The sequence below is a fragment of the Limosilactobacillus ingluviei DSM 15946 genome (assembly GCF_001435775.1).
In the GTDB taxonomy this organism is placed as follows: domain Bacteria; phylum Bacillota; class Bacilli; order Lactobacillales; family Lactobacillaceae; genus Limosilactobacillus; species Limosilactobacillus ingluviei.
The window spans coordinates 13,359-39,131 of the sequence record NZ_AZFK01000016.1 but is presented as its reverse complement, the minus strand read 5'-3'; the positions used below and the strand labels follow the sequence as shown (position 1 = coordinate 39,131).

Genomic DNA, 25,773 nt, shown 5'->3' with positions numbered 1-25,773 from the left:
CAGTTATCCAGGGAGCGGTTCCTAGGCTGGAAGAATCGTTAGCCCCACTGGGGATACCACCTTCTATTTTGATACCGAAATAAGGTGTTCCGGGTCGTGTCCGTTACCACACCTTCAAAGAGAATCATGCTTTGATTCTGAATTTGGGTGGAACCACGCTGAGTTATGTTAACCAACGTCCCTTTGACCAAGCCTTGGTCAAGGGGGCGTTTTATTTATTTTTTTCTTACAAAGGAGCGATTTGATGGCACAAGTAGCAGTAATGGCCCCAGATGGCCAAGTTGAAAAGATTGAACGCGATGGGAATCCCGCCGCACTGGCTGCCCTGCGGCAAATGGCCGCTTTGATGTTAAAGGCGGCTTTACAACACGAATTTGACGGCATTCGCTTAGGCGCGGCCGTTGCCGAAGACGATCAATTCTACGTTGATTCAGATAAGGACGACCAACAAGTCTCCGCCGACCAACTGGACGACCTGGCCGCCGCCATGAAGCAAATTGCCAAGGACGGCTTAAAGGTAGAATTTGCTGAAGTTGACCTGGATGCGGCCTTAGCTGAAGCCGGGGATGATCAATTCACCAACGAACTGTTAAAGGAACACGCCCACGACAGCAAAGTGGCCCTCTACCGCTTGGGGGATGCAGCGATTGTTGCTGAAGCACCGATCCTGGTCTATGCCAACGTCGTTAAGCACTACCAACTCCTGTCCGTGGCCGGGGCTTACTGGAAGGGGATGTCTTCCAACCCGATGCTGCAACGGATTTACGGGACGGTCTTCTTTAACGGCGATGACCTGGCCGCGGACTTAAAGGCTCGCCAAGAAGCCAAGGAACGCGACCACCGGGTGATCGGGAACCAACTCGACCTCTTCTTTGTCGATCCAAAGGTCGGCGCCGGTTTGCCTTACTGGATGCCAAAGGGGTCGACGATCCGGCGGACGATTGAACGCTACATCATCGACCGGGAAGTTTCTGACGATTACGAACACGTTTACACGCCAGTCTTAATGAACCTGGATGCCTACAAGACGTCGGGCCACTGGCAACACTACCGCGATGACATGTTCCCACCAATGGACATGGGGGACGGCGAAATGCTGGAACTGCGGCCAATGAACTGCCCATCCCACATCCAAGTCTACAAGCACCACATTCGTTCCTACCGGGATCTGCCATTGCGGATTGCCGAACTGGGGATGATGCACCGTTACGAAAAATCAGGGGCCCTGTCTGGTTTGCAACGGGTCCGGGAAATGACCCTGAACGATGGTCACACCTTCGTTGCTTTAAACCAAATTCAAAAGGAATTTGCCAAGATCTTAAAGTTGATCATGAGTGTCTACGAAGACTTTGACATCACGGATTACACCTTCCGGCTGTCCTACCGGGACCCTAAGAACACCGATAAGTACTACGCAAACGATGAAATGTGGGAACAAGCCCAATCCATGTTAAAGGGTGCCATGGACGACCTCGGCTTAGACTACTACGAAGCCGAAGGGGAAGCCGCCTTCTACGGACCAAAGCTGGACATCCAAACTAAGACGGCCCTAGGCAACGAAGAAACGATGTCGACGATCCAACTCGACTTCATGTTGCCAGAACGCTTTGATCTGCACTACGTTGGCGAAGACGGGAAGCAACACCGGCCCGTGATGATCCACCGGGGGGTTGTCGGCACGATGGAACGTTTCATCGCCTACCTGACGGAAATCTACAAGGGGGCCTTCCCAACTTGGTTAGCGCCACAACAAGTAACGATCATTCCGGTTTCTGATGACAAGCACGGGGCTTACGCCGACCAATTGGCCGCTCAATTAAAGGCCGCTAACGTGCGGGTCAAAGTTGACCACCGCAACGAAAAGATGGGCTACAAGATCCGGGAAGCTCAAACCCAAAAAGTCCCATACACGCTGGTCGTAGGGGAAGATGAACAAGCCAACGGGTCGGTTTCCGTCCGTAAATACGGTGAAAAAGACCAAACCAGCCTGAGCAAGCAAGAATTCTTAAACGAAATCTTAGCCGACATTGCCAGCTACTCCCGGAAAAACTAATTCGGTGGGTAACGGTGAGTGAGGCTGAGAAGAAACTATCTTTTCGGCTAAAACTTAGCAAGCAACAACAAAAAGCGCTAGAAATCAACGTTTTCAGTAACGTGGTTTCTAGCGCTTTTGAATTTTTAAGCCTTTTTTCCCAACTTCACTTGGCCCTATTCAAAATAGTGTTGCCATTCGTGGTTAACGTTATTCTTCTTGCTTTGGTTGCCGGACCAGAAGCCAACTTGCACGACCCCTAAGACCTTTTCTTTCGGAACAAAGCCGTAGTAACGGCTGTCGTTGGAAACACTCCGGTGGTCACCTAAAACAAAGTATTCCCCCTTAGGCACCTTGGTCGCGCCGCTGTTTTTGAGCCAACTGTTTTGGACCGAGATCGACTTGAGGGTCCAATTCCCCGTCCCTTGGGTCCGTTGGTACCGATTGATGTATTGCTGGCGCACTTCCTTGCCATTAACGTAAAGCTTGCCCTCCTTAGCAGCTACCGTATCCCCGGGGACAGCAATGACCCGCTTAACGTAATAGGTCCGCTGGGAGACCTGCGGATCAACCCCATCGGCATTAAAGACGACCACGCTGCCGCGGTGAATCTTGGCCAACTTCCAGGTCAAAACCCGCTCGTTGTTTTGTAAGTTCGGTAACATTGAGGGGCCATCCACCCGGACTGGTTGCATGATAAAGGTCCGAATCAAGACCGCAATCAATAACCCAATCACAATCGGCACAACCCAACTCATGATTTGTTTCATGGTTTTCATAATTTTCGCTCCTTGCGCTTTGCAACATTTATTATCATCATAGTCCGCCTAAGCGCCCTTGACCACTATTTTTCCGGTTGGGCCCCTAACTTTTCAATGACTTGCTTGGCAACGACCAAATCATTCGGGTACGGTAAGTCTTGCCCCTTGACCTTCTGGTAGGCATCGGCCCCTTTGCCGGCAATGACGACCATATCGTTGTGACTCATCGTAATCGCCGTTGCAATGGCCTGGGCCCGGTCCGCAATGTATTGGACATGTCCCACCTTTTGCGGATCAATGTGAGCGGCGATTTCGTCAGCAATTGCTTTGGGATCTTCAAAACCTGGGTCATCCGTCGTCAAAATCACTTCGTCGGCTCGTTCTTCGGATAAGGCCTTCCCAAAGCCCGGCCGCCGGGAAATGCCCTTATCACCGGGGGCCCCCAAGACAACAATTACCTTCCCCCCGGCTGGCGTTTGCGAACGTAAGAAGGCCACTAACCGCTTCACGCTGGCATAATCATGCGCATAATCAACGTAGACGGTCCCGTGGCCCTTGGTCGGCAAGACCTCCATCCGGCCCGGAATGTGCGTCTTTTGCAGGGCCGTTTGAATGGCCGCCGCTTTAGCCCCGGCCAAGCCAGCCGTAATCACGGCCGCGGTCGCATTGCCTTCGTTGTAGTCCCCGGGCACACTGGCAATGTACTCACCGGCCACTTGCAGGGCCTGCGCTTTCGGACTTTCCGCGCGCAGTTGAAACTTAGATTCCGCTAAATCACTCAGCACTGATTGGTAGCGGAAATCAACTTCCGGCGCCGTTTGCCCAAAGGTAAAAATGCGCTCAGGCGCCGTCGTCGTTTGGGCCGCTTGCTGGACCGCAGCAAAGTACGGCATATCCGCATTGATCAAACAGGTCCTGGCGTTGACCAGCAGTTGTTCTTTACAGAATAAGTAGTTGGCAAAGGTTGGGTGCTCATTGCGCCCAATGTGGTCCGGACTGATATTTAAGAAAATGCCCACGTCAAACGTCAAGCCATAGACCCGGTGCTTGAGGTAGGCTTGCGACGACACTTCCATCACCAAATGGGTCATCTTGTTATCAACGGCTTGGCGCATGTAAGCAAAGAGATCCAGCGATTCTGGGGTCGTTAAGTGGGATTTGAAGGTCTGATCGGGTTGCGGCCCTAAGATCGTGTTCAACGTCGACAACAGGGCCGTTTGGGGGCCGGCACTGGCCGTCAGGGCATTATGCGTAAAGTAAGCAGTGGTCGTTTTCCCCTTCGTACCCGTAATCCCCACGATGAACAGATCGTTTTGCGGATAATCATAAAAGGCTGCCGCTAGCAGGGCCATCGCTTTTTGATCATCCTTGACCACAATCCCCGTGACGGGCTGCTCATAAGCTTGGGTCGCCACGTACCCTACCGCCCCGTGATCGATTGCCATTGCCAAGTAGTCCGCCTTAAAGCCAACCCCTTTGCAAAAAAAGAGTGGCTGTCCCGCCGGAATGTGGCGGGAGTCATAAGTCACCGCTGTAAATTCGGTTACCTGCGGGTTGACAACTTTAACCAGTAAATCGTGCTCCTTGAGCAAGGTTACGGCTTGAGTTAGGGTTAAACGCATCATCATGATCCTCCAAATTTAGTTTAAGCGCTACAAAATAAGGCCGGGAAAAACGCTGTTTTTCCGCGGCCTCTTGTTCGATTTCCAAGTGTGACACAGCGAAAGGGAAAGTCGCCTTGCCGACGCTTTCCTTCTTCCGGGCTGTCGCTTTCTTCGCCGAAAGATTAGGCCTTAGCGCCTTCCTTGACTAATTCAACTTCCTCATGCGGATTAAAGTTGTCAATGAAGTAAAGCTTGTACCAAACCAAGAAGGTATAGATCGTCCACAGTTTCCGCCGGTCATCCGTTTTGCCTTCAAAGTTGGCTTGCGCCATCGCCAACAACTTGGCTTGATCAAAAAATTCTCCCACGAAATCCTGCTTAAAAATTTCGAGCACTTCTTCATAGAAATCTTTTTGCCGCAGCCATTCCCGCACCGGAACCGGGAAGCCCAGCTTTTCGCGGGTGGCCCATTCTTCTGGTAAGTGCCGGTTGGCCGCCATCCGGAAGGCCCACTTCGTCCCTTGATCCGTTAGCAAGTATTTCGCTGGCGTGTGCCCTGCCACCTTCATCATTTCCTTATCCAGTAATGGCACCCGCAGTTCCAAGGAATTAGCCATACTCATCTTGTCCGCCTTCAGCAAGATATCACCAGGCATCCACTGGTGAATGTCCAGGTATTGCTTCTTGGATAGTTCTGGCACGTCTTGATCATCGATCCGGTCATACGTCCGGTCAACAATTTCTTGCACGCTTGGGGCTTGTTGGTAAGCTGGTTGCAAAATCGCTTCGGCTTCTTCTGGCGTAAAGACACGGGCTTGGCCAATGAAGGAATCCCGCGCCGCTGCCAAGTTATTGTACATGTGCAGCCGCCCATGGAAATTCTTGTGGTGTTTCAGCCAGTTGGCCACCCGTTCCCGCTTAGCCTTTGGTAACTTCGCCAACCGGTTGGTCAACCACTTAATGGCCTTGGAATTGGTATTGTAGCCATAAGCCGTGTAACCCGCGAAAAGTTCATCGGCCCCTTCCCCAGAAAGCATTGCCTTGTAGCCGTGATCCTTAGCCAGTTTGGTCAAGAAGTACAGCGGTACGACCGACGGGTTGGAATCCGGTTCATCCAAGTAGTATTGGATCAACGGGAAGGTATGAAAGGCCTCGTCATTGGTCAAAGTTGCATCCGTATTCTTTAAGTTCAGCTTCTGAGCCAACTCCCGGGCCTGCTTGGTTTCATCATACCCCTGATCAAAGCCGATCGAGAAGGTCTCATCGGGGCGCATCATGGCCGTAACGTAACTGGAGTCAACCCCGGCGGATAAAAAGGACCCCACTTTGATGCCTTCATCGGCAAAGGAGTGGGCCTTAACGGATTCGCTCACGGCCGCTTCAATCTTGTCAACGGCTTCTTCAAAGCTTTCATCTTCCGCCGCAAATTCCGCGTCCCAGTACTGGGCCATTGAAAATTCACCATTCCGGTAGTAGAAATAATGCCCCTCTGGCAACTTAAAGATCCCCTTAAAGAAGGTTTCATCAAGGGCCGGATACTGGAAGGTCATAAACGGCTTTAACGCAGCCTTATTTAACTCTTTATTGAAGTTCGGGTGGTCTAAGAATGATTTGATTTCTGACCCCGCAAAGAAGGTCCCATTCATCTTCCCGTAATACAAGGGCTTAATCCCAAAGTGGTCCCGGGCCCCAAACAATTCTTGCTTTTCCCGGTCCCAAATTAAGAAGGCAAACATCCCCCGCAACCGCTTGGTAACCTCAGCGCCCCATTCTTCGTAACCATGCAAAATAACTTCCGTATCTGCATGGGTCGTAAAATGGTGCCCTAATTCAATCAGTTCTTCCCGAAGCGGCTTAAAGTTATAAATTTCACCGTTAAAGGTAATCGCTTTGGAGTCATCTTCATTAAAGATTGGTTGAGCCCCGCTCTTTACATCAATAAAGCTCAACCGCCGAAAACCCATTGCCACCCCTTGGTCGACAAAGTGGCCGGCATCATCGGGTCCCCGGTGGATAATTCGGTTCATCATCGTTTGGATCAAGCTATCCTTGACTTGTGGCGCTTCATTGTCCACAAAGGTAACGATTCCACACATTTATTTCAACTCCCATTCACTCTAATTATGGTTTTGACCCTAAAAGGCAATCATAACGGGTTTCCCCACGAGATTCAATCGTTTCAGTTCATTTAATCATCATACCACGGCCCGTTCTTCCCGGCCGCTAATTTATCTCTAGTGGTGTTGGATGTAAACACTTAAAATGGCCAGATCCGCCGGGTTGACCCCCGAAATCCGGGAGGCTTGGGCCAAGGTTTCAGGCCGAATCTTCGCCAATTTTTGCCGCCCTTCCGTTGCCAAACCGTCAATTTGATCGTAATCAATGTTGGCCGGAATCTTCTTGGCTTCCATGCGCTTCAGCCGGTTGACCTTAACCTCTTCTTTTTTAATGTAGCCTTCGTACTTCAGTTGAATTTCCACTTGTTCCTTAGCTTGGCGATCCAACGGCGTCGCTGGGGCCGGGATAAATTCCAAGAGCTGGTCGTATGAAACGTACGGCCGCTTCAAAAGGGCCGCCGCCGTCAGGGAATCCTTCAACGCGTGGTCCCCATGGGCTTGGATAAACTCATCGGCCGCTGAACCTGGCTTGAGCCGCACGGTTGCCAGCCGCTTAATTTCCGCCGCGACCGTCGCTTTCTTGGCTTCCATCGCCGCTAACCGTTCATCTGAAACCAGGCCCAAGGCGTGCCCCATCGCCATCAGCCGCAAATCCGCGTTGTCATGCCGCAAGATCAAGCGGTATTCGGCCCGACTGGTTAACAACCGGTATGGCTCCTTGGTCCCCTTCGTGACCAAATCGTCAATCATGACCCCAATGTAGGCATCCGAACGCTTCAAGACAAACGGGGCTAAGCCCAAGGCCCGCCGGCCCGCGTTAATCCCCGCAATCAGGCCTTGGCCGGCTGCTTCTTCGTAACCAGACGTCCCGTTGGTTTGGCCCGCCGTATAGAGGTTTTTGATCAACTTGGTTTCCAAGGTAGGGTGCAACTGGTGCGGGGCCACAACGTCATATTCAATCGCGTAACCAGGCCGCATCATTTCAACGTGCTCCAGGCCCTTAATCTGGTGGAGCAATTGTTGTTGAATTTCTTCCGGGAAGGAAGTTGATAATCCATCCACATAGTATTCATCCGTATCGCGACCCTCGGGTTCTAAGAATAATTGGTGACGATCCTTATCCGCAAAGCGGACGACCTTGTCTTCAATCGATGGACAATAACGGGGCCCAACCCCTTCGATTAAGCCGGAAAACATCGGGGCCCGGTCTAAGTTGGCCCGAATCAGGTCGTGAACCGCGGGATTGGTATAGGTCAACCAGCAGGACAATTGGTCTTTAACTGGCAGGTAGGCACTGTCCGGGGTATCAAAGCTAAAGTGGTGCGGCGTTTCATCGCCGGGTTGCTCTTCTGTTGCCGCATAATCAATCGTGTTCCCGTTGACCCGCGGCGGCGTCCCGGTCTTAAAGCGTTCTAATTCAAAGCCCAGCCGTTCCAAGGCCTCTGACAGCTTCACGGCAGCTTTCGAATTATTCGGTCCGGATTCATATTGCAATTCCCCGATAATAATCTTCCCCCGGGCGGCGGTGCCGACCGTTAACACGACCGCCTTCGCCCGGTAGCGGGCCCCGGTGTTGGTAATTACCCCGCAGCAAACCCCGTCTTCAACAATCAAATCGTCCACGGTGGCTTGGCGGAGGGTTAAATTCGGTTCTTGTTCAATCGTCAGCTTCATCTGCCGGTGGTAAGCATGCTTATCTGCTTGGGCCCGCAAGGCGCGAACCGCCGGCCCCTTCCCGGTGTTGAGCATCCGCATTTGCACATAGGTCTGGTCAATGTTTTTCCCCATTTGGCCCCCTAAGGCATCAATTTCGCGTACTACGATCCCTTTTGCTGGCCCCCCTAAGGAAGGGTTACATGGCATAAAGGCCACCATTTCCAGGCTAATGGTAACCAAGAGGGTCCGATTGCCCATCCGGGCCGCGGCTAGGGCCGCTTCACTGCCGGCGTGCCCGGCCCCAACCACGATCACATCATATGATCCAGCTTCGTATTGTTTTGCACTTGATACTTCCATCGTTTTCCTACTTTCCTAAACAGAACTGACTGAAAAGTTGATCCAATAATTCATCTTGGTAGCTGTCCCCGGTGATTTCCCCCAGCAAGTCCCAGCAGCGGGTCATGTCGATTTGCACTAAATCAACCGGCATCCCGGCCGCTAACCCACTCAATACTTCATCCAAGGCTTCGTTGGCTTGGGCCAGGAGCCCGATATGGCGGGCGTTAGTCACCATCACTTCGCCTTGGTGACTTTCAATGCCTTGCTCAAAGAAGAGGTGCGCAATTAAGGCTCCCAATTGATCGACCCCGGTGTGGTCGGTAATGGAAGTTTTTAATAACGGCGTATCACCAATCATCGCTTGAACTTGGCCGGTATCAATTTGACTCGGCAAATCCGTCTTGTTGAGGATCACAATCCGGGGTTTGGCCGCCGTGGCTTCAATCAAAGCCCGGTCTTCCCCCGTCAATTCCCGGGAGCTGTCCAATAACAATAAGACCAAATCCGCTGCGTCTAACGCCTGTTTGCTGCGCGCGACCCCAATTTTTTCGACCTGGTCGTCCGTTTGGCGAATCCCGGCCGTGTCAATTAGCCGCAGGGGAACCCCATTGACGTTGACATACTCTTCAATGACGTCCCGGGTGGTCCCCGCAACGTTGGTCACAATCGCTTTGTCCTCATGTAATAAAGTATTTAACAAGCTCGATTTTCCGACATTGGGCCGCCCAATGATGGCTGTGGCCAACCCGTCACGCAGCACCTTTCCTTGCTTGGCTGACTGTAACAAGGCCACCAAGTGTTGCTTGACGCTCTGGGCTTTTTCTTTTAGCATCTGGCTGGTCATTTCTTCAACCGCATCGTATTCGGGGTAGTCAATATTGACTTCGACTTGCGCTAAGACGTCTAAAATATCCTGACGCAGCCGCTTAATCAAGCGCGATAAATCCCCATCCAACTGATTTAAGGCCACTTGCATGGATTGATCCGTCTTGGCCCGAATCAAGTCCATGACCGCCTCGGCTTGTGAAAGGTCCAAGCGCCCGTTTAAAAAGGCCCGTTTCGTAAATTCGCCTGGTTCGGCCAAGCGCGCCCCATGACTTAAAACCAACTGCAAGGTTCGGTTGGTCGCCAACAAACCCCCGTGACAGTTGATTTCCACGACGTCTTCTTTGGTATAGGTCCGCGGCGCCAGCATGACCGAAACCATCACTTCATCAACTTCTTCGGCGGTGGTCGGATCAATTAAGTGCCCGTAGTTAATCGTGTGGCTGGCTACTTGGGTTAAGTCTGGCCCCTTAATCAACTGGTTGGCAACAGCCAGCGCAGCCGAGCCGCTGATGCGAATGATTGAAATCCCCCCCTCACCCACTGGGGTCGAGATGGCCGCAATCGTATCAAATTCTGAATTTGCCACAATCGTCATCCTTCCTGCTTACAAAAAAAGTGCCCGTCCACGATCGGCTGGTCCCCCAGCACACATGGTCAAAGCACTTTCACTACTCTAACGTAATTTGATAATTCGTTTTTAACACCGTTATTTTAGTCAGCTCCCCTGGGCTTGTCAACCAAAAGGCGTTATTTAGGCGCAATCACTAAGCTGCGGTACGGCTCGCGCCCGTGCGAATACGTCTTGACTTGCGGCTCAGTTTCCAAATACTGATGCAAAAACTTCCGCTCGCGGGCGGGCATTGGGGCCAAAAAGACCGCTTGTTGCGTCGCAATCACTTCCGTGACGCTGCGCTGCGCCAATTTGGCCAAGGCCACTTGCCGCCGGGCCCGGTAGTCGGCCACGTCCAAGGTTACCTGGGGATCCTTGACCCCTTGATAGACCAAAAAGGTCGTCGCCAACACTTCCAGGGCATTCAACCGCCGCCCATGATAACCAATTAACTTCCCCGGGGTGGGGGTCACTAAATCAATGCTCAACTCATGCCCGGTCTGCGTTTGGACTTGCGGTTGCACTTCAAGCGCTAACTGGTGGCAAACATCCACCAAATAAGTCTGCAACGCCAAGCTGGCAGCCGTCATTTTAGCTAAATTGGCTGCTTGCCGCGCGGCCAACTCCGCTGGTGACAACGCTGCGGTTGCCCCGGGACGTGTGGCGGGCGCGGCTTGTTTCGCCTGCGGCACAGCTGACTGAGTAGGCTGCGCTGCCACTTGGGCCGGCATTGGGGCCAAGACTGGCTTAGGCCGCCGCTGGGCTTCAATCACAGCTAACCGGGCCCCCCAGCCAAAAAAGCCCTTGGTTGGCATTTGCTTAATCGTTACCGTCAACTCCGCGACCGAGCAGCCCAAGGCCTGGGCAGCAGCTTGTTTGGCCGCCGCGAGCGTCTTCCCTTTAAACGTTGCCATCTTACCGCTTCTTACCCCGGTAGGCATTCTTTTTGGCGTGCGCCAGGCGGTTTTTGCGTTGCCGTTCTTGCCGTTGCCGGGCTTGACGCTCCCGCTTGATTTTAAACGGATTTTGCAAAAGCATCGTTTGCACCACTTGGAAAGCGTTCGTGACCACCCAGTACAGGGTAATGGCCGCCGAGAAGTTCAGCGCCATGACGAAGATCATGATTGGCATCACATAGGTCATCGTCGTGGACATACTGTTCTTTTCTGGTAGAGAAGCCATCGACAGCCAGGAAGAAATAAAGGTAAACAACGCCGCTAGCAGTGGCATCACGAAGTACGGGTCCGTGTGACCGAGTTGGAGCCACAAAAAGGACCCCGTCTTTAATTCCGGCGAGCGCCAAATTGCTTGGTACAACGCCCACATAATCGGCAATTGCACCAATAATGGCAGCATTGAAGCAAACGGGTTCACCCCAGCTTCTTTATAGAGCTTTTGTTGCTCCGTTTGCATCTTTTGCAAGGAGACCCGGTCTTTCCCCGGGTACTTTTGCTGCAGGGCCTTTAATTGGGGCTGCAATTCTTGCATTTTAAGCATCGATTTCGTTTGGTAGTGCATCAACGGCAGGATCAAAATCCGCACTAGAATAGTAAAGATAATAATCCCCATGCCGTAACCGCCAAAGTGCTTGGCGAGCCATAGGATGAATTGCGAACCATTGTAGACAATGTAGTGGTCCCAAATCCCCGTACTATGACTGGTGACAGGTTGGTTGGAACACGCCGCCAGCAAAACAGCCAGCAGTCCGATTCCCGTCAGGCTCAGGGCCTTTTTTCCTTGTTTTTTCAAACCGGCTTCCTCCTTCATTTCGACCAGTAATGCTAGTCTGCCGTAGGTTCTTCAACTAACAAATCCGCCATCTTTAAAGCATGCACCAAATTCCGCTTGATTTCAGCCATCTCTAAGCCACGCGCCGCTGGCCGGGCAATCACCAGAAAGTCTACTTCCGCTTTTAACTGCGGTTTGACCTCAAGTAAGGTTTGGCGAATCCGCCGCTTGACCCAGTTCCGGTTTACAGCATTGCCGACCTTTTTACCCACCGAAATGCCAACCCGAAAATGGGGTTGGCCCGGTTTCGCCATCTGATAGATGATGAATTTCCGGTTGGCCACTGATTGGTGCGTTTCAAAAACGCGTTGAAATTCACTTTCCTTCTTAACGCGGTATGATTTTCGCATAGTTTGCGCTCCTGTTTGTATCAAAAAAGGGGCCGGGCGCACGACAGCTTTTGAAGCTAGCCTTAGCGGACGCCCTGCCCCCTACTTTCGTTTAAAAAAAGCCACTAACTTAATAGTGGCCACTGGTTATGCAGATAATACCTTGCGGCCCTTTTGACGGCGGCGAGCTAATACCTTGCGACCGTTGCTAGTGCTCATCCGAGCGCGGAAGCCGTGAACACGAGCGCGGTGACGCTTCTTTGGTTGGAATGTACGCTTCATCGGTTTGCACCTCCTCGTAGCTAATTTAAATTTCTTTTTTTAAGTCCAAAAAGACAAACTCTTTAAACATACTGTTGAAGTATAGCATACTTTTCGGCCAGAAGAAAGCTTCATTTCACCGAAAAAATTTTTTAGTTTTCCACAGTTAACCAAAAATAATCCACAGCGTTGTTTTTTATCCACCCTGGATCAGCAGTTTTCCACACGTTTTTCCCCGGTCGGCCACTTTTGCCCACCCCTGTGATTTTAGTTTTCCACAGGGGTGTGGAGAAGTTTCTAATACCTTGGTAGGTCGGCTTTCAGGGCTGTTGATATCCCCATTTGATTGTGGATAAGTTGCCATTGCGGCTCCGTTATCCGCAATTTCACCACCCCTGGGTACAATTTCCACACAGCGTTGTGTCTTTTGGGGATCCTTTTTCCGCACCCCTGTGGAAAACTCGGAAAAGTAATGATAAAATATCGTTTGGCTTTATGATTATCCACAACTTTAGGAGGAATTATTTTGACTGAGCTCTCTTCTCTTGATTCACTCTGGGAAGCGGTCCAAAACGCGTTTAAGCAGACCATCACCGGTCCGACTTATGAAAACGTCGTTGCTCCGGCAAAAGCATATTCTCTGTCCAACCACCAATTAACGGTCGTCGTACCAACGGATTACCATTTAGACTGGTGGAAACAGCGATTAAATGCCCAATTAAAGCAAATCTTACAAGAACAAACGGGGCAAGAGATTGAACCCCGCTACCTGTTAACGAAGAACTTAATTGGCAATCCGGCAACGCCCGCTTCGCAGCCTGTTCCAACTTTTCAAACCCAAACGCCCCTCAATCCGGAATATACTTTTGAAACGTTTGTCGAAGGCCGCAGCAACCAATTTGCCTACGCCTCCGCTTACGCTGCTTCGGAACAACCCGGGGGCTTATACAATCCCCTGCTGATCTATGGGGGCGTTGGCCTGGGTAAGACCCACTTGATGCAAGCGATTGCCAATAACATGTTGGTCCATAACCCAAACGCCAAGATTAAGTACGTCACGAGTGAAAACTTCATGAATGACTATATCAACTCCATTAAGAACCGGACCCAAGAAGAATTTCGGCGCGAATACCGCGATTTAGACGCCCTGCTCGTGGATGACGTCCAGTTTTTAGCCTCTAAAAACGAAACCCAGCTGGAATTTTTCAATACCTTTAATGTCTTGCACGATAACAACAAGCAGATCGTGTTGACGGCTGACCAAAACCCCAAGGAAATCCCGAACCTGACGGAGCGCTTGGTTTCGCGCTTTGTGTGGGGGCTGACGGTTGAAATCACTTCCCCCGGGTTAGAAACCCGGATTGCGATCTTGAACCGGAAAGCTGAAGAAGAAAATATTCAAGGCGTGCCCAGTGAGGTCTTAAATTACATTGCTACCAAAATCAATACCAACGTCCGGGAATTGGAAGGGGCTTTGATGCGCGTCCGCGTCTATGCTGACCTGCATAAGACCCCCATCACGACCGCCATTGCTGCGGAAGCCTTACAAGGCATTGGTGATGCCCCGACCACTGCGTTAACCATTGACTTGATTCAACGCAAGGTCGCCAATTTCTACGGCATTACCCAAGCCGACATTACTGGCAAAAAACGGGTCAAAAATATCGTCATCCCCCGCCAAATCGCCATGTATCTGGCCCGGGAATTAACCGATAACTCCCTGCCCAAAATCGGCAAGGAATTTGGCGGCAAAGATCACACGACGGTGCTGCATGCAATTGATAAAATCGAGAAACTGCTGCAAACTGACCAACAATTACAGCATGACATCGATCAGTTGAAAGTTACCCTGACCCCGTAAGCGCCTTGGGGATAACTTTTACGTTTTCCACAGTTTTCCCCAAATTGTCCACAAGGGGGAAACTCTGTTGTCCAAATGCTTTGATTTAGTTTTCCACAGTCTCCACAGGTCCTACTACCACTACTATTTTTAATTATATACATTTATATTAATTTATAGCGAGGAGTTAAACATGAAATTTACGATTAATCGAACTGGGTTTACCAACGAATTAGCCAATGTGTTACGTGCGATTTCATCCAAAACTACAATTCCCATTTTAACTGGGGTAAAGTTGGTGGTTACGGATGACCAACTGGTTTTAACGGGAAGCAACTCTGATATCACCATTCAATCAACGTTAGCGGCCAGCGAAGGGCAACTCGGCTTAGTAGTTGAAGAACCCGGTGCCATTGTGTTGCAAGCGCGTTTGTTTAATGAAATTGTGAAAAAGTTGCCGGCGGAAACCGTAACCTTAGAGGTCAAAACGGGCTTTTTGACGACGATTACGTCTGGTCCGGCGGAATTTAAGATCAACGGGCAAGATGCTAACAACTACCCGAAACTGCCGGAATTAGAAAGCGATAAAACCGTCCAATTAGCCCCCGACTTATTGCGCGAAGTAATTGATCAAACCCGGATTGCCGTTTCTAAGCAAGAAAGTAGACCAATTTTAACGGGAATCCACGTTCTCTTAACCCAAGATCAATTAACCGCCATTGCCACGGACAGTCACCGCTTGGCCCAACGCAAAGTGACCCTGCCAGCACCGGTGGCGACTGCAGCGGATGTGGTGATTCCGGGGGTTTCGATGACGGAATTGGCCCGGATGATTCCAGACCAAAAGGACCCCATCGACCTGCTGATTGCGGAAAATCAAGTGCTCTTTAAATTTGGCCACACCCTCTTTTACTCTCGGTTGTTAGAAGGGAAGTACCCCGACACCAGCCGCTTGATTCCGGAAACTTCTGAAACCGACCTGACGATTGATGCCAATGTTTTATTAGCCGCGATTTCGCGGGCTTCCTTGTTGTCGCATCAAGGGCGCAATAATGTGGTCAAGCTGACGATTGATCCGACCCAAGAATTGGTAAAGATCAGTGGGGATTCCGCTGACGTGGGGAACGTCGAAGAAGAATTACAATTCGATGCCATTACGGGGCAAGAGCTGGCAATTTCCTTTAACCCGGATTACATGGGCGATGCCCTCAAGTCCTTTGGGGGAGTAAAGGTAAAATTGGCCTTTACGTCACCGCTGCGGCCGTTTACTTTGGTGCCAGTTGATGACCAGGCCAACTTTGTGCAATTGATTACCCCGGTGCGGACGTTCTAACAACTTAATTTTCCAGCTCAAAGTAGTGGCCCCGTTGTGGGCTGCTGCTTTTTTGTTTCGGCGTTGGGCAAGTCAGATCTTGTAAACGGCAGTTTGCGCGTTTTTGGGGTAAAAAACCCAAAAATGGTTCGCAAGCTTAAAAGGGGCTGAAATTGGCTTAAAACCGCTTTAAATTTGTGTTTGCGGGGTGAAAAAGCTATAATAGAAGAGCTATACAAAGTAGGTGAGATGATTGGAAAAGCAAGCAACGTTTAAACTTGAGCAGCCCTTTATTACCCTCGGGCAATTATTAAAAGAAGAAGGCATTATCCCGACGGGGGGCGCAGCCAAGTGGTTTTTAAAGGAACAGGCCGTGACGGTCAATGCGCAAGCTGAAGATCGGCGGGGCAAGAAGTTGTACCCCGGTGATGAAGTGACGATTGTTGGGGTCATGACCATTACCATTACGGACTAGCTATGCGACTAGAGGAGTTGTCATTACAGGACTTTCGCAACTATGAGCAGTTAGCGGTGCAATTTAATCCGGGGATTAACGTTTTGATTGGGGAAAATGCCCAGGGCAAGACGAATTTGTTAGAGGCTATCCACTTATTGGCTTTAACGCGCAGTCACCGGACCAATAAGGACAAAGAGTTGGTCAATTGGCAGGCTAAAGTTGCGCAAGTCAAAGGGGTGGTAGTTAAAGCCACGGGCAAGTTACCCTTGGAGATCCAAGTTGGTCAAGGGGGCAAACGCGTCAAAGTTAACCATTTACCCCAAAGTCGGTTGTCGGCGTACATTGGCAATTTAAACGTGGTTTTGTTTGCCCCGGAGGATTTGGCGTTGGTGAAAGGCGCCCCGGTCATTCGGCGCCAGTTTATGAATGTTGAATTTGGGCAAATGAGCAGCCGGTATCTTTATAATCTAAGTCACTTTAATGATGCGCTTCACCAACGTAATCAGTATCTGAAACAATTACGCCAACGCCAGGCCAGTGACCGATTGTTGTTAGAAGTTTTGTCGGATCAATTAGCAACGTTTGGCAGTGAAGTAGCGGCTATTCGGTACCAGTTGGTGAAACAATTGGAAAAATGGGCCCAGCCGGTGCATGAGGAAATTTCCCAGCAAAAAGAGCAACTGCAATTGCAATACGTGAGTCAATTGACGATCAATGAAGAAAGTACCGTGGCGGATCTAAAAGAGCAATTGCAAGCCCGCTTACGGGAAAAGGTAGATAAGGAGATCGCCGCAGGGACGACGTTGGCTGGCCCCCAGCGGGATGATCTCCACTTTTTAGTGAATGGCAATAATGTGCAGCAATTTGGTTCCCAAGGTCAACAACGGACAACCGCCTTGGCGGTCAAATTGGCGGAAATCGACTTAATGCAAGAGCAAACCGGGGAATATCCCTTGCTCTTGTTGGATGATGTCTTGTCCGAACTTGATAATGATCGTCAGACCCATTTATTGACGGCCATTCAAGACAAGGTCCAGACCTTTTTGACAACGACCAGTTTGAGCGGGGTAGCACGACAATTAATCAAAACCCCGACAATCTACACGATCCAAGCTGGCCATCTACAACGTGAAGGGTGAGCTTTAAGGAGGAACGAGCGTGAGTAACGAGGAATTAGCAGAACAAAAAGCGGCGATGGCTAGTAAGTACGATGCCAGTCAAATTCAGGTTTTAAAGGGCCTCGAAGCGGTGCGGAAACGCCCGGGGATGTACATTGGTTCCACCACGGTCCAAGGGTTGCACCACTTAGTGTGGGAAATTGTCGATAATGGGATTGATGAAGCCCTGGCGGGTTTTTGTGATGAAATCAATGTTGTGGTTGAAGCTGATAATAGTATTACGGTGACGGATAACGGCCGGGGGATTCCAGTTGATATCCAAAAAGAAACCGGGAAGCCCGCCCTTGAAACCGTCTTTACCGTGCTGCACGCCGGCGGGAAGTTTGGCAACGGTGGTTACAAAGTTTCTGGGGGGCTCCACGGGGTGGGGGCGTCGGTGGTGAACGCCCTGTCAACGGAATTGGACGTAACGGTGACGCGGCAAGGCAAGCGTTACACGATGCAGTTTAACCGGGGGCACGTCGCCCAAGCGATGCAAGAAGTGGCGGACGGTTTGCCAACGACGGAACACGGGACCGTGGTCCACTTCAAACCCGATCCGGATGTCTTTACCGAAACGACGGTTTACAATATTAAAACTTTGACCGACCGGATTCGGGAACTGGCCTTTTTGAACAAGGGCTTAAAGATCACGATCGAAGACCGCCGGCCCGAAGTGCCAACCAAGGAATCTTTCCACTATGAAGGGGGGATTCGTCACTACGTTGAATACTTGGATGAAGGGCACGATGCCTTGTTTGATCCGCCGATTTACGTTGAAGGGACGCATAACGGGATTACCGTGGAAGTCTCCTTGCAATACACGGATGACTACCGCAGCAACCTCTTGACGTTTACCAATAATATTCACACCTATGAAGGGGGCAGCCACGAGACGGGCTTTAAGACGGCTTTGACCCGGGTGATCAATGATTATGGGAAAAAGTCTGGGCAGCTCAAGGGCAACAATGCGACCTTATCCGGGGATGACGTCCGCGAAGGGCTGACGGCGGTCGTTTCCATCAAACACCCCAATCCGCAATTTGAAGGCCAAACCAAGACCAAGCTCAGCAATTCCGACGCACGGACGGCCACGGACCGGATCTTTAGTGAAACATTGACCCGGTTTATGATGGAAAATCCGGAAGTGGCCCACAAGATCGTTGATAAGGGGTTATTGGCTTCCAAGGCCCGGGTGGCCGCCAAGCGGGCCCGGGAAGTGACCCGGAAAAAGAGCGGGCTGGAAATTTCCAACCTGCCGGGGAAATTAGCTGATAATACCAGTAAGGATCCTAGCATTTCGGAATTATTTATCGTCGAAGGGGATTCCGCCGGGGGGAGTGCCAAGCAAGGGCGCTCCCGCTTGACCCAAGCGATCTTGCCAATCCGGGGGAAGATTTTGAACGTCGAAAAGGCGAGTCTGAATAGGGTGTTAGCCAACGATGAAATTCGCTCCCTCTTTACGGCCTTGGGGACGGGCTTTGGCGATGATTTTGACGTTGAAAAAGCTAATTACCACAAGTTGATTATTATGACGGATGCCGATGTCGACGGGGCCCATATTCGCACCCTGTTATTAACCTTGTTCTACCGCTTCATGCGGCCGATGATCGAAAAGGGGTACGTCTACATCGCCCAACCACCACTGTATCAAGTTCGCCAAGGTAAATTTGTGAAGTACATTGATTCTGACGAAGAATTAGAACAAGTGGTTAATTCACTGCAACCAAGTCCCAAACCGGTTATTCAACGTTACAAGGGGCTCGGGGAAATGGACGCCGAACAGCTTTGGGAAACCACCATGGATCCAGAGCGGCGCCGGTTATTACGCGTTAAGTTGGATGATGCCAAGGAAGCAGACGCGATTTTCCAGATGTTGATGGGGACGAAGGTCGGTCCGCGGCGCGAATTTATCGAAGAAAACGCGACGTTCGTTAAGAATTTGGACCTGTAGGCAACCAGCAAAGGGGACAATAGCAAGGAGGAAAAACTGTGGCACAAGAAGAATTGCCAAGTCGCATTACGGAGGTCAATTTGACCAGTCAAATGCGGAATTCGTTTTTGGATTATGCGATGAGCGTCATCGTTTCCCGGGCACTGCCAGATGTGCGCGACGGGCTTAAGCCAGTTCAACGCCGGATTTTGTACGGGATGAATGAATTAGGGGTCACTCCCGATAAGCCGTACAAGAAATCGGCCCGGATTGTCGGGGATGTCATGGGGAAGTTTCACCCGCACGGGGACTCGTCGATTTACGAAGGGTTAGTTCGAATGGCCCAGGATTTCTCCTATCGTTACATGCTGGTCGATGGTCACGGTAACTTTGGTTCGGTCGACGGGGACGGCGCGGCCGCCATGCGGTATACCGAAGCCAAGATGAGCAAAATTGCCGTGGAAATGTTGCGTGATATCAACAAGAATACGGTCGATTTCCAAGATAATTACGATGGAACGGAAAAAGAACCCCAGGTATTGCCATCGCGTTTCCCCAACCTGTTGGTTAACGGGGCCGCAGGGATCGCGGTGGGGATGGCAACGAATATTCCCACCCACAACCTAGGGGAAGTCATTGCCGCTTTGCACGTTTTGATGGATAATCCGGCCGCGACGACCGAAGAGTTGATGAAGGTTCTGCCGGGCCCAGACTTCCCAACGGGTGGGGTTGTCATGGGCAAGGCCGGCATTCGGAAGGCTTACGAAACGGGCCAAGGCTCAATTGTCGTGCGGGCCAAGGTTGAAATTGAAACTGCCAAGAATGGGCGGCAAAAAATCGTCGTGCACGAAATTCCTTACATGGTCAACAAGGCGAAGTTAATTGAACGGATTGCCAACTTGGCCCGGGAAAAGGAAATTGATGGCATCACCGATGTCAATGATGAAACGGACCGCGAAGGGATGCGGATCGTCATTGACGTTCGTCGGGACGCCAGTGCGGAAGTCATTTTAAATAACCTCTACAAGTTGACTTTGATGCAAACTACCTTCAACTTCAACATGTTGGCGATTGTCAACGGGGCGCCGAAGGTCTTGAGCTTAAAGCAAATTCTGCAACACTACCTGGCCCACCAAGAAGAAGTGGTGCGGCGGCGGACTGAATTTGATTTGAAAAAGGCGCAAAGTCGCCTCCACATTGTGGAAGGGTTGCGCGTCGCCTTAGATCACATTGATGCCATTATCAAGATTATCCGCCAGTCAGCGACGAGTGAATTGGCCAAGGAAGAATTGATGAAGGGCTACGGGCTGTCGGATCGCCAGGCCCAAGCGATCTTGGATATGCGCTTGGTACGGTTAACCGGCTTGGAACGGGAAAAGATCGAAGCCGAATACGAAAAGCTGGTGGCCGCAATTGCCGACTTTAAGGACATTTTGGCGCACACGGAACGCATCCAAGCGATTATTTATGAAGAACTGCTGGAATTGCAAAAGCGCTTTGGCGATGCCCGGCGGACAGAGTTGCAAGTGGGCGACATTACCAACTTAGAGGATGAAGATCTCATCGAAGAAGAAGAGATCGTCGTGACCCTGACCCATAACGGTTACATCAAACGCTTGCCGGTCGATGAGTTCAAGTCCCAACACCGGGGTGGCCGGGGCATTAAGGGGATGGGCGTGCACAGTGACGACTTTATTGAGCACCTCATTACCAGCTCGACGCACGATGAACTGCTCTTCTTCACCAATACCGGGAAGGTCTTTGCGATGAAGGGGTATGAGGTACCCGAATATGGTCGGTCGGCTCAAGGGATTCCAGTGATCAACCTGCTGGGGATTGACAGCCACGAAAAGATCAGTGCCGTAATCAACGTTCAACGCAGTCAAGATCACCACGACCAAGACTTGTTCTTTGCCACCAAGCTGGGGGTAGTCAAGCGCACGGCGGTCAGCGAATTTGCCAACATTCGCAGTAACGGCCTGAAAGCGATCAATCTGCACGACCACGATGAATTGATTGCCGTGGACATTATTGATCACGATCAAAACATGATCCTGGGGACCCACCTGGGGTATGCGGTCAGTTTCCCAGCGACGGCCGTCCGGGCGATGGGCCGGACCGCGGCCGGGGTCCGGGGCGCGCGCTTGCGGCCGGGGGACTACCTGATCGGGGCAGCGCCACTAAACGCTGACAGTCAGGTCCTGGTCTTAAGTGAAAATGGTTATGGCAAGCAAACTCCAGCCGCCGAATACCCAATTAAGGGCCGGGGAACCATGGGGATCAAGACGGTTAATGTCACAGCGAAGAACGGACCTTTGGTGGGCTTAACCACGGTTGACGGCGATGAAGACATCATGCTGGTGACCGATAAGGGGGTCATTATTCGCTTTGGGGCTGAGACGGTTTCAACGACCGGCCGCAGCGCGATGGGCGTCCGGCTGATTAAGATGGCCGCTGACTCCAAGGTCGCCACGATGGCAACCGTTGCTAAAGAAACAGATGAAATGGCAACCGCCGCCGAGCAGGCCCCATTGCCAACCTTAGACTAGTTAAATGGTTCTTAAGGCCGAAACGCCGTTCACACGCTGGGGTGAGCGGTGTTTTTTGGTTCCGGCGCAAATTTTTTTAGAAAAAAAGTGCATTTGGGCTAAAAACGCGTATATATAAAGTAGGGACCGCAACCCTGGATCACGAGGGTCAAAATTAACCTGGTCGGATCAGACCAAGAATTTAGAACTTGTGATTTGTTGAAAATTGTGCTAACATGTTTGCTTGTGAGTATACGTAAATCGTCTACTCTCCTTGTCCCTTCGAAATTTTAGGTGGGAAGGGACCAGAGTCCATAAGGAGGTGTAACATTCATGGAAACACGCAAATATGAAATTACTTACATCATTCGTCCTGATCTCGAAGAATCAGCTAAGGCAGAATTGGTTGCTCGCTTCGACAAGATTTTAGCGGACAATGGTGCAACGGTCGTTGACTCAAAGGATTGGGACACGCGGCGTTTTGCTTACCCAATTGCTAAGTACACGGAAGGTACTTACCACGTGGTAAACGTCGAAGCGGATTCTGATGAAGCTTTGAACGAATTCAGCCGGCTGGCTAAGTTCAGCGACGACATTCTGCGTCACATGATCGTTAAGCGCTAATCAGCTTAACGTTTGTTTATTGAGAGGAGTGCGATAGCCCATGTTAAATCGTGTAGTATTGACTGGACGACTTACTCGGGATCCAGAGTTGCGGTACACTGGAAGCGGCACGGCAGTTTGTTCTTTTACGGTGGCAGTTGACCGGCAATTCCGGAACCAACAAGGGAACCGGGATGCTGACTTTATCAACTGTGTAATTTGGCGCAAGTCCGCTGAAAACTTTGCCAACTTTACCCACAAAGGGGCGATGGTCGGCATTGATGGGCGGCTGTCAACGCGTAATTACGAAAACAACCAAGGACAACGGGTTTACGTTACGGAAGTGACGGTTGATAACTTTGCGCTCTTAGAGCCGCGCAGTGCCAACCCGAATAACCAAGGTAACTTTAACCAAAATGCTGGGTTTAACAACAACCAGGCCTTTAATAACAATGCTTTTAGCAACGCCAACTTTGGCGGCGCCGCTCCTCAACAGCCCGCTAACAATGCCTTTGGCAATGAAAACCGGGTGTTTGAAAGCGATAATAATGTTGATCTTAACTCCTTGCCGTTTGCTAGCGAATCCGCGGACAGCAGCCAGGCCAACGTTAACATCAACGATCAAAGCGCGATGAGCGCCAATCAAAATCAACCGGCATCCAGCGCGGATGACCAGGGGGACCATCCGTCAATTGACGATGTTCCATTTTAATCTACATCACACTTGCTGGTTAAAACAGGAAGTTTATTAAGGAGGTAATTTCATGGCTCAACAACGTCGTGGTGGCCGTCGTCGTCGTAAGGTCGACTTCATCGCCGCAAACCACATCGAATACATTGACTACAAAGATACTGACTTATTGCGTCGTTTCATCTCTGAACGGGGTAAGATTTTACCACGTCGGGTAACGGGGACGAGCGCTAAGAACCAACGTCGGTTAACGATTGCGATCAAGCGGGCCCGGATCATGGGGCTTTTGCCATTCGTTGCCGAAGACTAAGCTGGTTGGCTCAGTCAAAAATCGCTTCGTAGATGTGCGAAGCGATTTTTTTGTGCTTTCATGACCGTTGGGTTTAAGTTAAGATAGACATAATAATGGCAATTAGGGAGGTGAAAGCTTGCGGTGGACAAAATACTTAAAACTATCCCAGTTCATGCAACACCGGCGGGTCGCTTGGACGTTTGCGGCGGTGACCTTTGTCGTCTTGTTGGGGGTGAGCTCGGCCTTTATTGTTGACTGGCGGTGGGGGCTGGGGGCCTTGGTCCTTTCGGTCGCGGCTTTTTTGGTCAGCATATACCAGTTGCAAAATTTAGTAGCCGACACGGAGAGCTACATCAATGACTTGGCCTATCAGATCCAACGGGGCCAGCAAGAAGCGCTGCTGGAAATGCCAATTGGCTTGGTGATGTTGGATGAGCATGGCATCATTAAGTGGATCAATCCGTACATGGCAAAGTATTTTTTGATGCGCTTAGTAGTGGGCCAACCGTTGGCAGAGGTTGATGAAACCTTGGCCCAATTAGTGACCGCCCATGCCAATGAAGAAGCCCCGGTGGTGGTGACTTGGCAAAAGCGGCAATTTGAGTTTCGTTATCAAGCGCGTTATCATACCCTGTACTTATTGGACGTAACGGACTATGAACAAATTAACCAGCGCTACTTAAACGAACGGCTTTTTATCGGGAATATCTACCTGGATAATTATATTGAATTGACCCAAGGAATGAGTGACCCGGATGTTTCGAATTTGCATAATTACGTCACGTCGGAGCTCAGCAAGTGGGCGAGCGCGCATGAATTGCTGCTAAAGGTGATTGATGACGATAACTACTTATTGTTGGGGCACCAACACGCCTTAGCGCAGCTGGAAGCCGAAAAATTCCAAGTTTTAGATGTCATTCGGGAAAACACTTCCAAATTGAATTCCCCCGTGACGTTAAGTGTGGGGATTGCGGATGGCCAAGCCGATTTGATTAAGTTGGCTGATATGGCACAACGCAACTTGGATTTGGCCCTCGGCCGGGGGGGCGATCAAGTCGTCGTCAAGGCGCAGGACCAACCGGCGCGTTTCTACGGGGGCAAGACCAACCCAATGGAAAAGCGGACCCGGGTCCGGGCCCGGATGATTGCGCAGGCCCTGCAGGAACTGATGGTTGGCGCGGACCAAGTCTTTGTCGTGGGCCACGCGAAGCCCGATATGGATTCGATGGGGGCTTGCTTAGGGATTCGGCGGATCAGTGAGATGAACAGCCAGAAGTGTTACGTGGTGTTTGATCAAGAACGGGTCCACACGGATATTGCCCGGTTGCTGACGCAAGTCCAAGATTACCAAAGCATTGCTGAGCATATGATTACACCGGCGCAGGCGCTGGAATTGGCGACGCCGCAGAGTTTGCTGGTCTTGGTTGATCATTCCAAGGTCTCAATGTCCATGGCGCCGCAACTTTATCAACGCTTGAAGAACCGGACGGTCATCATTGATCACCACCGGCGGGGGGAAGAATTTCCGGAAAATCCGCTCCTGGTTTACATCGAACCCTATGCTTCGTCAACCTGTGAATTGATTGCGGAGATGTTTGAATACCAGCCCCGGGAAAGCAAGGCCCTCAATAAGTTGGAAGCTACTGTTATGCTGACGGGGATTCAAATTGATACCAAGTCCTTTACGCGCAACGCCGGGACGCGGACCTTTGATGCGGCTTCGTACTTGCGCTCGGCCGGAGCGGATAGTGAATTGATTGAAGCCTTCATGAAAGAAAATCGGACGGATTTTATGGAGCGCAATCACTTAATTTCAAATGTCAGCTATGTTGATGATAAAATAGCCTTGTGTGTCGGTGAAGATGATCGCAACTACGATCCGGTCACGGTCGCGCAAGCAGCAGATATGCTCTTAGGCGTGGAAGGCATTGTGGCCTCGTTTGTCATTGCCCGGCGAAGTAATGAAGTCGTCGGGGTCTCTGCTCGGTCACAAGGTGAGTTTAATGTCCAATTAATCATGGAAAAAATGGGGGGTGGCGGTCACTTAAACAACGCGGCCGTTCAATTGACGGACGTCAGCGTAACGCAAGTGGCCGCTCAGCTAAAGTCAATTATTCAACCGGCACAGCCGGATAGTGTACCAAAGGAGTGATTTACGAATGCAAGTAATCTTTGTTCAAGATGTAAAAGGCCGTGGTAAGCGTGGGGAAGTCAAGAATGTCCCCGATGGTTACGCGCAAAACTTTTTAATTCCCCGGGGGCTGGCTAAGCAAGCCACGAAAAAAGCCCTCAGTGAGTTAGCGGGCCAAGAACGTTCCAAAGAAAAGCACGAAGCCGAAGAATTGGCCGAAGCCAAGCGGATCAAGGCCGTTTTGGAAGCTGATGACACCGTGGTTGAATTGAAGGGGAAGGCCGGTAGCGACGGGCGGATGTTTGGTTCGATTTCGACGAAGCAAATCGCCACGGCGTTGGCTGACCAATACCAAATCAAGCTAAACAAGCGCAAACTTGAATTAGCGGCCCCCATTAAGGCGTTGGGTTACGTCACGGTCACGGTAAAATTACACCATGAAGTGGAAGCCAAGATGCGCGTTCACGTGGCGGAAAAGTAGCGACCAACAGCGGGGGTAAA

Annotated in this window: 21 protein-coding genes; 12 read left to right on the top strand and 9 right to left on the bottom strand. The window is 50.8% G+C overall.

Annotated features, from left to right (window positions below):
• The first annotated feature begins 244 nt into the window (after positions 1–244).
• Positions 245–2,053, top strand: coding sequence for a threonine--tRNA ligase (gene thrS / locus FC43_RS02605; RefSeq protein ID WP_056953856.1), 1,809 nt, complete (start codon positions 245–247; stop codon positions 2,051–2,053).
• Between the two features lie 155 nt (positions 2,054–2,208).
• On the opposite strand, the gene lepB is transcribed toward thrS, so the two are convergent.
• The 9 genes from lepB to rpmH all read right to left on the bottom strand — a co-directional run bounded on the left by lepB (position 2,209) and on the right by rpmH (position 12,349).
• Positions 2,209–2,811 (bottom strand): signal peptidase I, encoded by a 603-nt coding sequence (gene lepB, locus FC43_RS02600; protein ID WP_056953854.1) that lies wholly within the window; start codon positions 2,809–2,811, stop codon positions 2,209–2,211.
• Between the two features lie 65 nt (positions 2,812–2,876).
• Entirely contained in the window at positions 2,877–4,415 is a 1,539-nt protein-coding gene (locus FC43_RS02595) for a UDP-N-acetylmuramoyl-L-alanyl-D-glutamate--2,6-diaminopimelate ligase (RefSeq protein ID WP_056953851.1), read from the bottom strand.
• Between the two features lie 164 nt (positions 4,416–4,579).
• Positions 4,580–6,493: an asparagine synthase (glutamine-hydrolyzing) gene (asnB, locus tag FC43_RS02590; protein WP_056953849.1), complete on the bottom strand. Its 1,914-nt coding sequence runs from the start codon at positions 6,491–6,493 to the stop codon at positions 4,580–4,582.
• A gap of 138 nt (positions 6,494–6,631) precedes the next feature.
• Positions 6,632–8,530 carry a tRNA uridine-5-carboxymethylaminomethyl(34) synthesis enzyme MnmG gene (mnmG, locus tag FC43_RS02585; protein ID WP_019206268.1) on the bottom strand — a complete coding sequence of 633 codons (1,899 nt, stop codon included), beginning with the start codon at positions 8,528–8,530 and terminating at the stop codon, positions 6,632–6,634.
• A gap of 7 nt (positions 8,531–8,537) precedes the next feature.
• On the bottom strand, positions 8,538–9,926 hold the full coding sequence (mnmE, locus tag FC43_RS02580; protein WP_056953847.1) for a tRNA uridine-5-carboxymethylaminomethyl(34) synthesis GTPase MnmE: 1,389 nt from the start codon (positions 9,924–9,926) through the stop codon (positions 8,538–8,540).
• A 161-nt stretch (positions 9,927–10,087) separates the two neighbouring features.
• Complete coding sequence (gene jag, locus FC43_RS02575) at positions 10,088–10,864, bottom strand: RNA-binding cell elongation regulator Jag/EloR (RefSeq protein ID WP_056953845.1); 777 nt, start codon at positions 10,862–10,864, stop codon at positions 10,088–10,090.
• 1 nt (position 10,865) lies between these two features.
• Entirely contained in the window at positions 10,866–11,699 is an 834-nt protein-coding gene (locus FC43_RS02570) for a YidC/Oxa1 family membrane protein insertase (protein ID WP_019206265.1), read from the bottom strand.
• A gap of 32 nt (positions 11,700–11,731) precedes the next feature.
• Positions 11,732–12,088: a ribonuclease P protein component gene (gene rnpA, locus FC43_RS02565; protein WP_019206264.1), complete on the bottom strand. Its 357-nt coding sequence runs from the start codon at positions 12,086–12,088 to the stop codon at positions 11,732–11,734.
• Positions 12,089–12,214: 126 nt separating this feature from the next.
• A complete protein-coding gene (gene rpmH, locus FC43_RS10755; RefSeq protein ID WP_006917488.1) occupies positions 12,215–12,349 on the bottom strand; it encodes a 50S ribosomal protein L34 in 135 nt (44 codons plus the stop codon).
• 505 nt (positions 12,350–12,854) lie between these two features.
• On the opposite strand from rpmH, the gene dnaA reads away from it, so the two are divergent.
• From dnaA to rplI, 11 genes are all read left to right on the top strand, one after another.
• Positions 12,855–14,189 (top strand): chromosomal replication initiator protein DnaA, encoded by a 1,335-nt coding sequence (dnaA, locus tag FC43_RS02560; RefSeq protein ID WP_056953843.1) that lies wholly within the window; start codon positions 12,855–12,857, stop codon positions 14,187–14,189.
• Between the two features lie 172 nt (positions 14,190–14,361).
• Positions 14,362–15,501, top strand: a complete 1,140-nt coding sequence (dnaN, locus tag FC43_RS02555; protein WP_056953841.1) for a DNA polymerase III subunit beta — start codon at positions 14,362–14,364, stop codon at positions 15,499–15,501.
• Positions 15,502–15,733: 232 nt separating this feature from the next.
• Positions 15,734–15,955 (top strand): S4 domain-containing protein YaaA, encoded by a 222-nt coding sequence (gene yaaA, locus FC43_RS02550; RefSeq protein ID WP_019206261.1) that lies wholly within the window; start codon positions 15,734–15,736, stop codon positions 15,953–15,955.
• A gap of 2 nt (positions 15,956–15,957) precedes the next feature.
• Positions 15,958–17,076, top strand: a complete 1,119-nt coding sequence (gene recF / locus FC43_RS02545) for a DNA replication/repair protein RecF (protein WP_056953839.1) — start codon at positions 15,958–15,960, stop codon at positions 17,074–17,076.
• 55 nt (positions 17,077–17,131) lie between these two features.
• Positions 17,132–19,048, top strand: a complete 1,917-nt coding sequence (gene gyrB, locus FC43_RS02540; protein ID WP_056953917.1) for a DNA topoisomerase (ATP-hydrolyzing) subunit B — start codon at positions 17,132–17,134, stop codon at positions 19,046–19,048.
• Between the two features lie 38 nt (positions 19,049–19,086).
• Positions 19,087–21,576 (top strand): DNA gyrase subunit A, encoded by a 2,490-nt coding sequence (gene gyrA, locus FC43_RS02535; RefSeq protein ID WP_056953837.1) that lies wholly within the window; start codon positions 19,087–19,089, stop codon positions 21,574–21,576.
• 312 nt (positions 21,577–21,888) lie between these two features.
• Positions 21,889–22,179: a 30S ribosomal protein S6 gene (rpsF, locus tag FC43_RS02530; protein WP_019206257.1), complete on the top strand. Its 291-nt coding sequence runs from the start codon at positions 21,889–21,891 to the stop codon at positions 22,177–22,179.
• 40 nt (positions 22,180–22,219) lie between these two features.
• Complete coding sequence (gene ssb, locus FC43_RS02525; RefSeq protein ID WP_019206256.1) at positions 22,220–22,870, top strand: single-stranded DNA-binding protein; 651 nt, start codon at positions 22,220–22,222, stop codon at positions 22,868–22,870.
• A gap of 52 nt (positions 22,871–22,922) precedes the next feature.
• Positions 22,923–23,159 (top strand): 30S ribosomal protein S18, encoded by a 237-nt coding sequence (gene rpsR / locus FC43_RS02520; protein WP_003682305.1) that lies wholly within the window; start codon positions 22,923–22,925, stop codon positions 23,157–23,159.
• A gap of 154 nt (positions 23,160–23,313) precedes the next feature.
• Positions 23,314–25,293 (top strand): DHH family phosphoesterase, encoded by a 1,980-nt coding sequence (locus FC43_RS02515; protein WP_051014614.1) that lies wholly within the window; start codon positions 23,314–23,316, stop codon positions 25,291–25,293.
• Between the two features lie 7 nt (positions 25,294–25,300).
• Positions 25,301–25,753 carry a 50S ribosomal protein L9 gene (gene rplI / locus FC43_RS02510; RefSeq protein ID WP_019206254.1) on the top strand — a complete coding sequence of 151 codons (453 nt, stop codon included), beginning with the start codon at positions 25,301–25,303 and terminating at the stop codon, positions 25,751–25,753.
• The last annotated feature ends 20 nt before the right edge of the window (positions 25,754–25,773 follow it).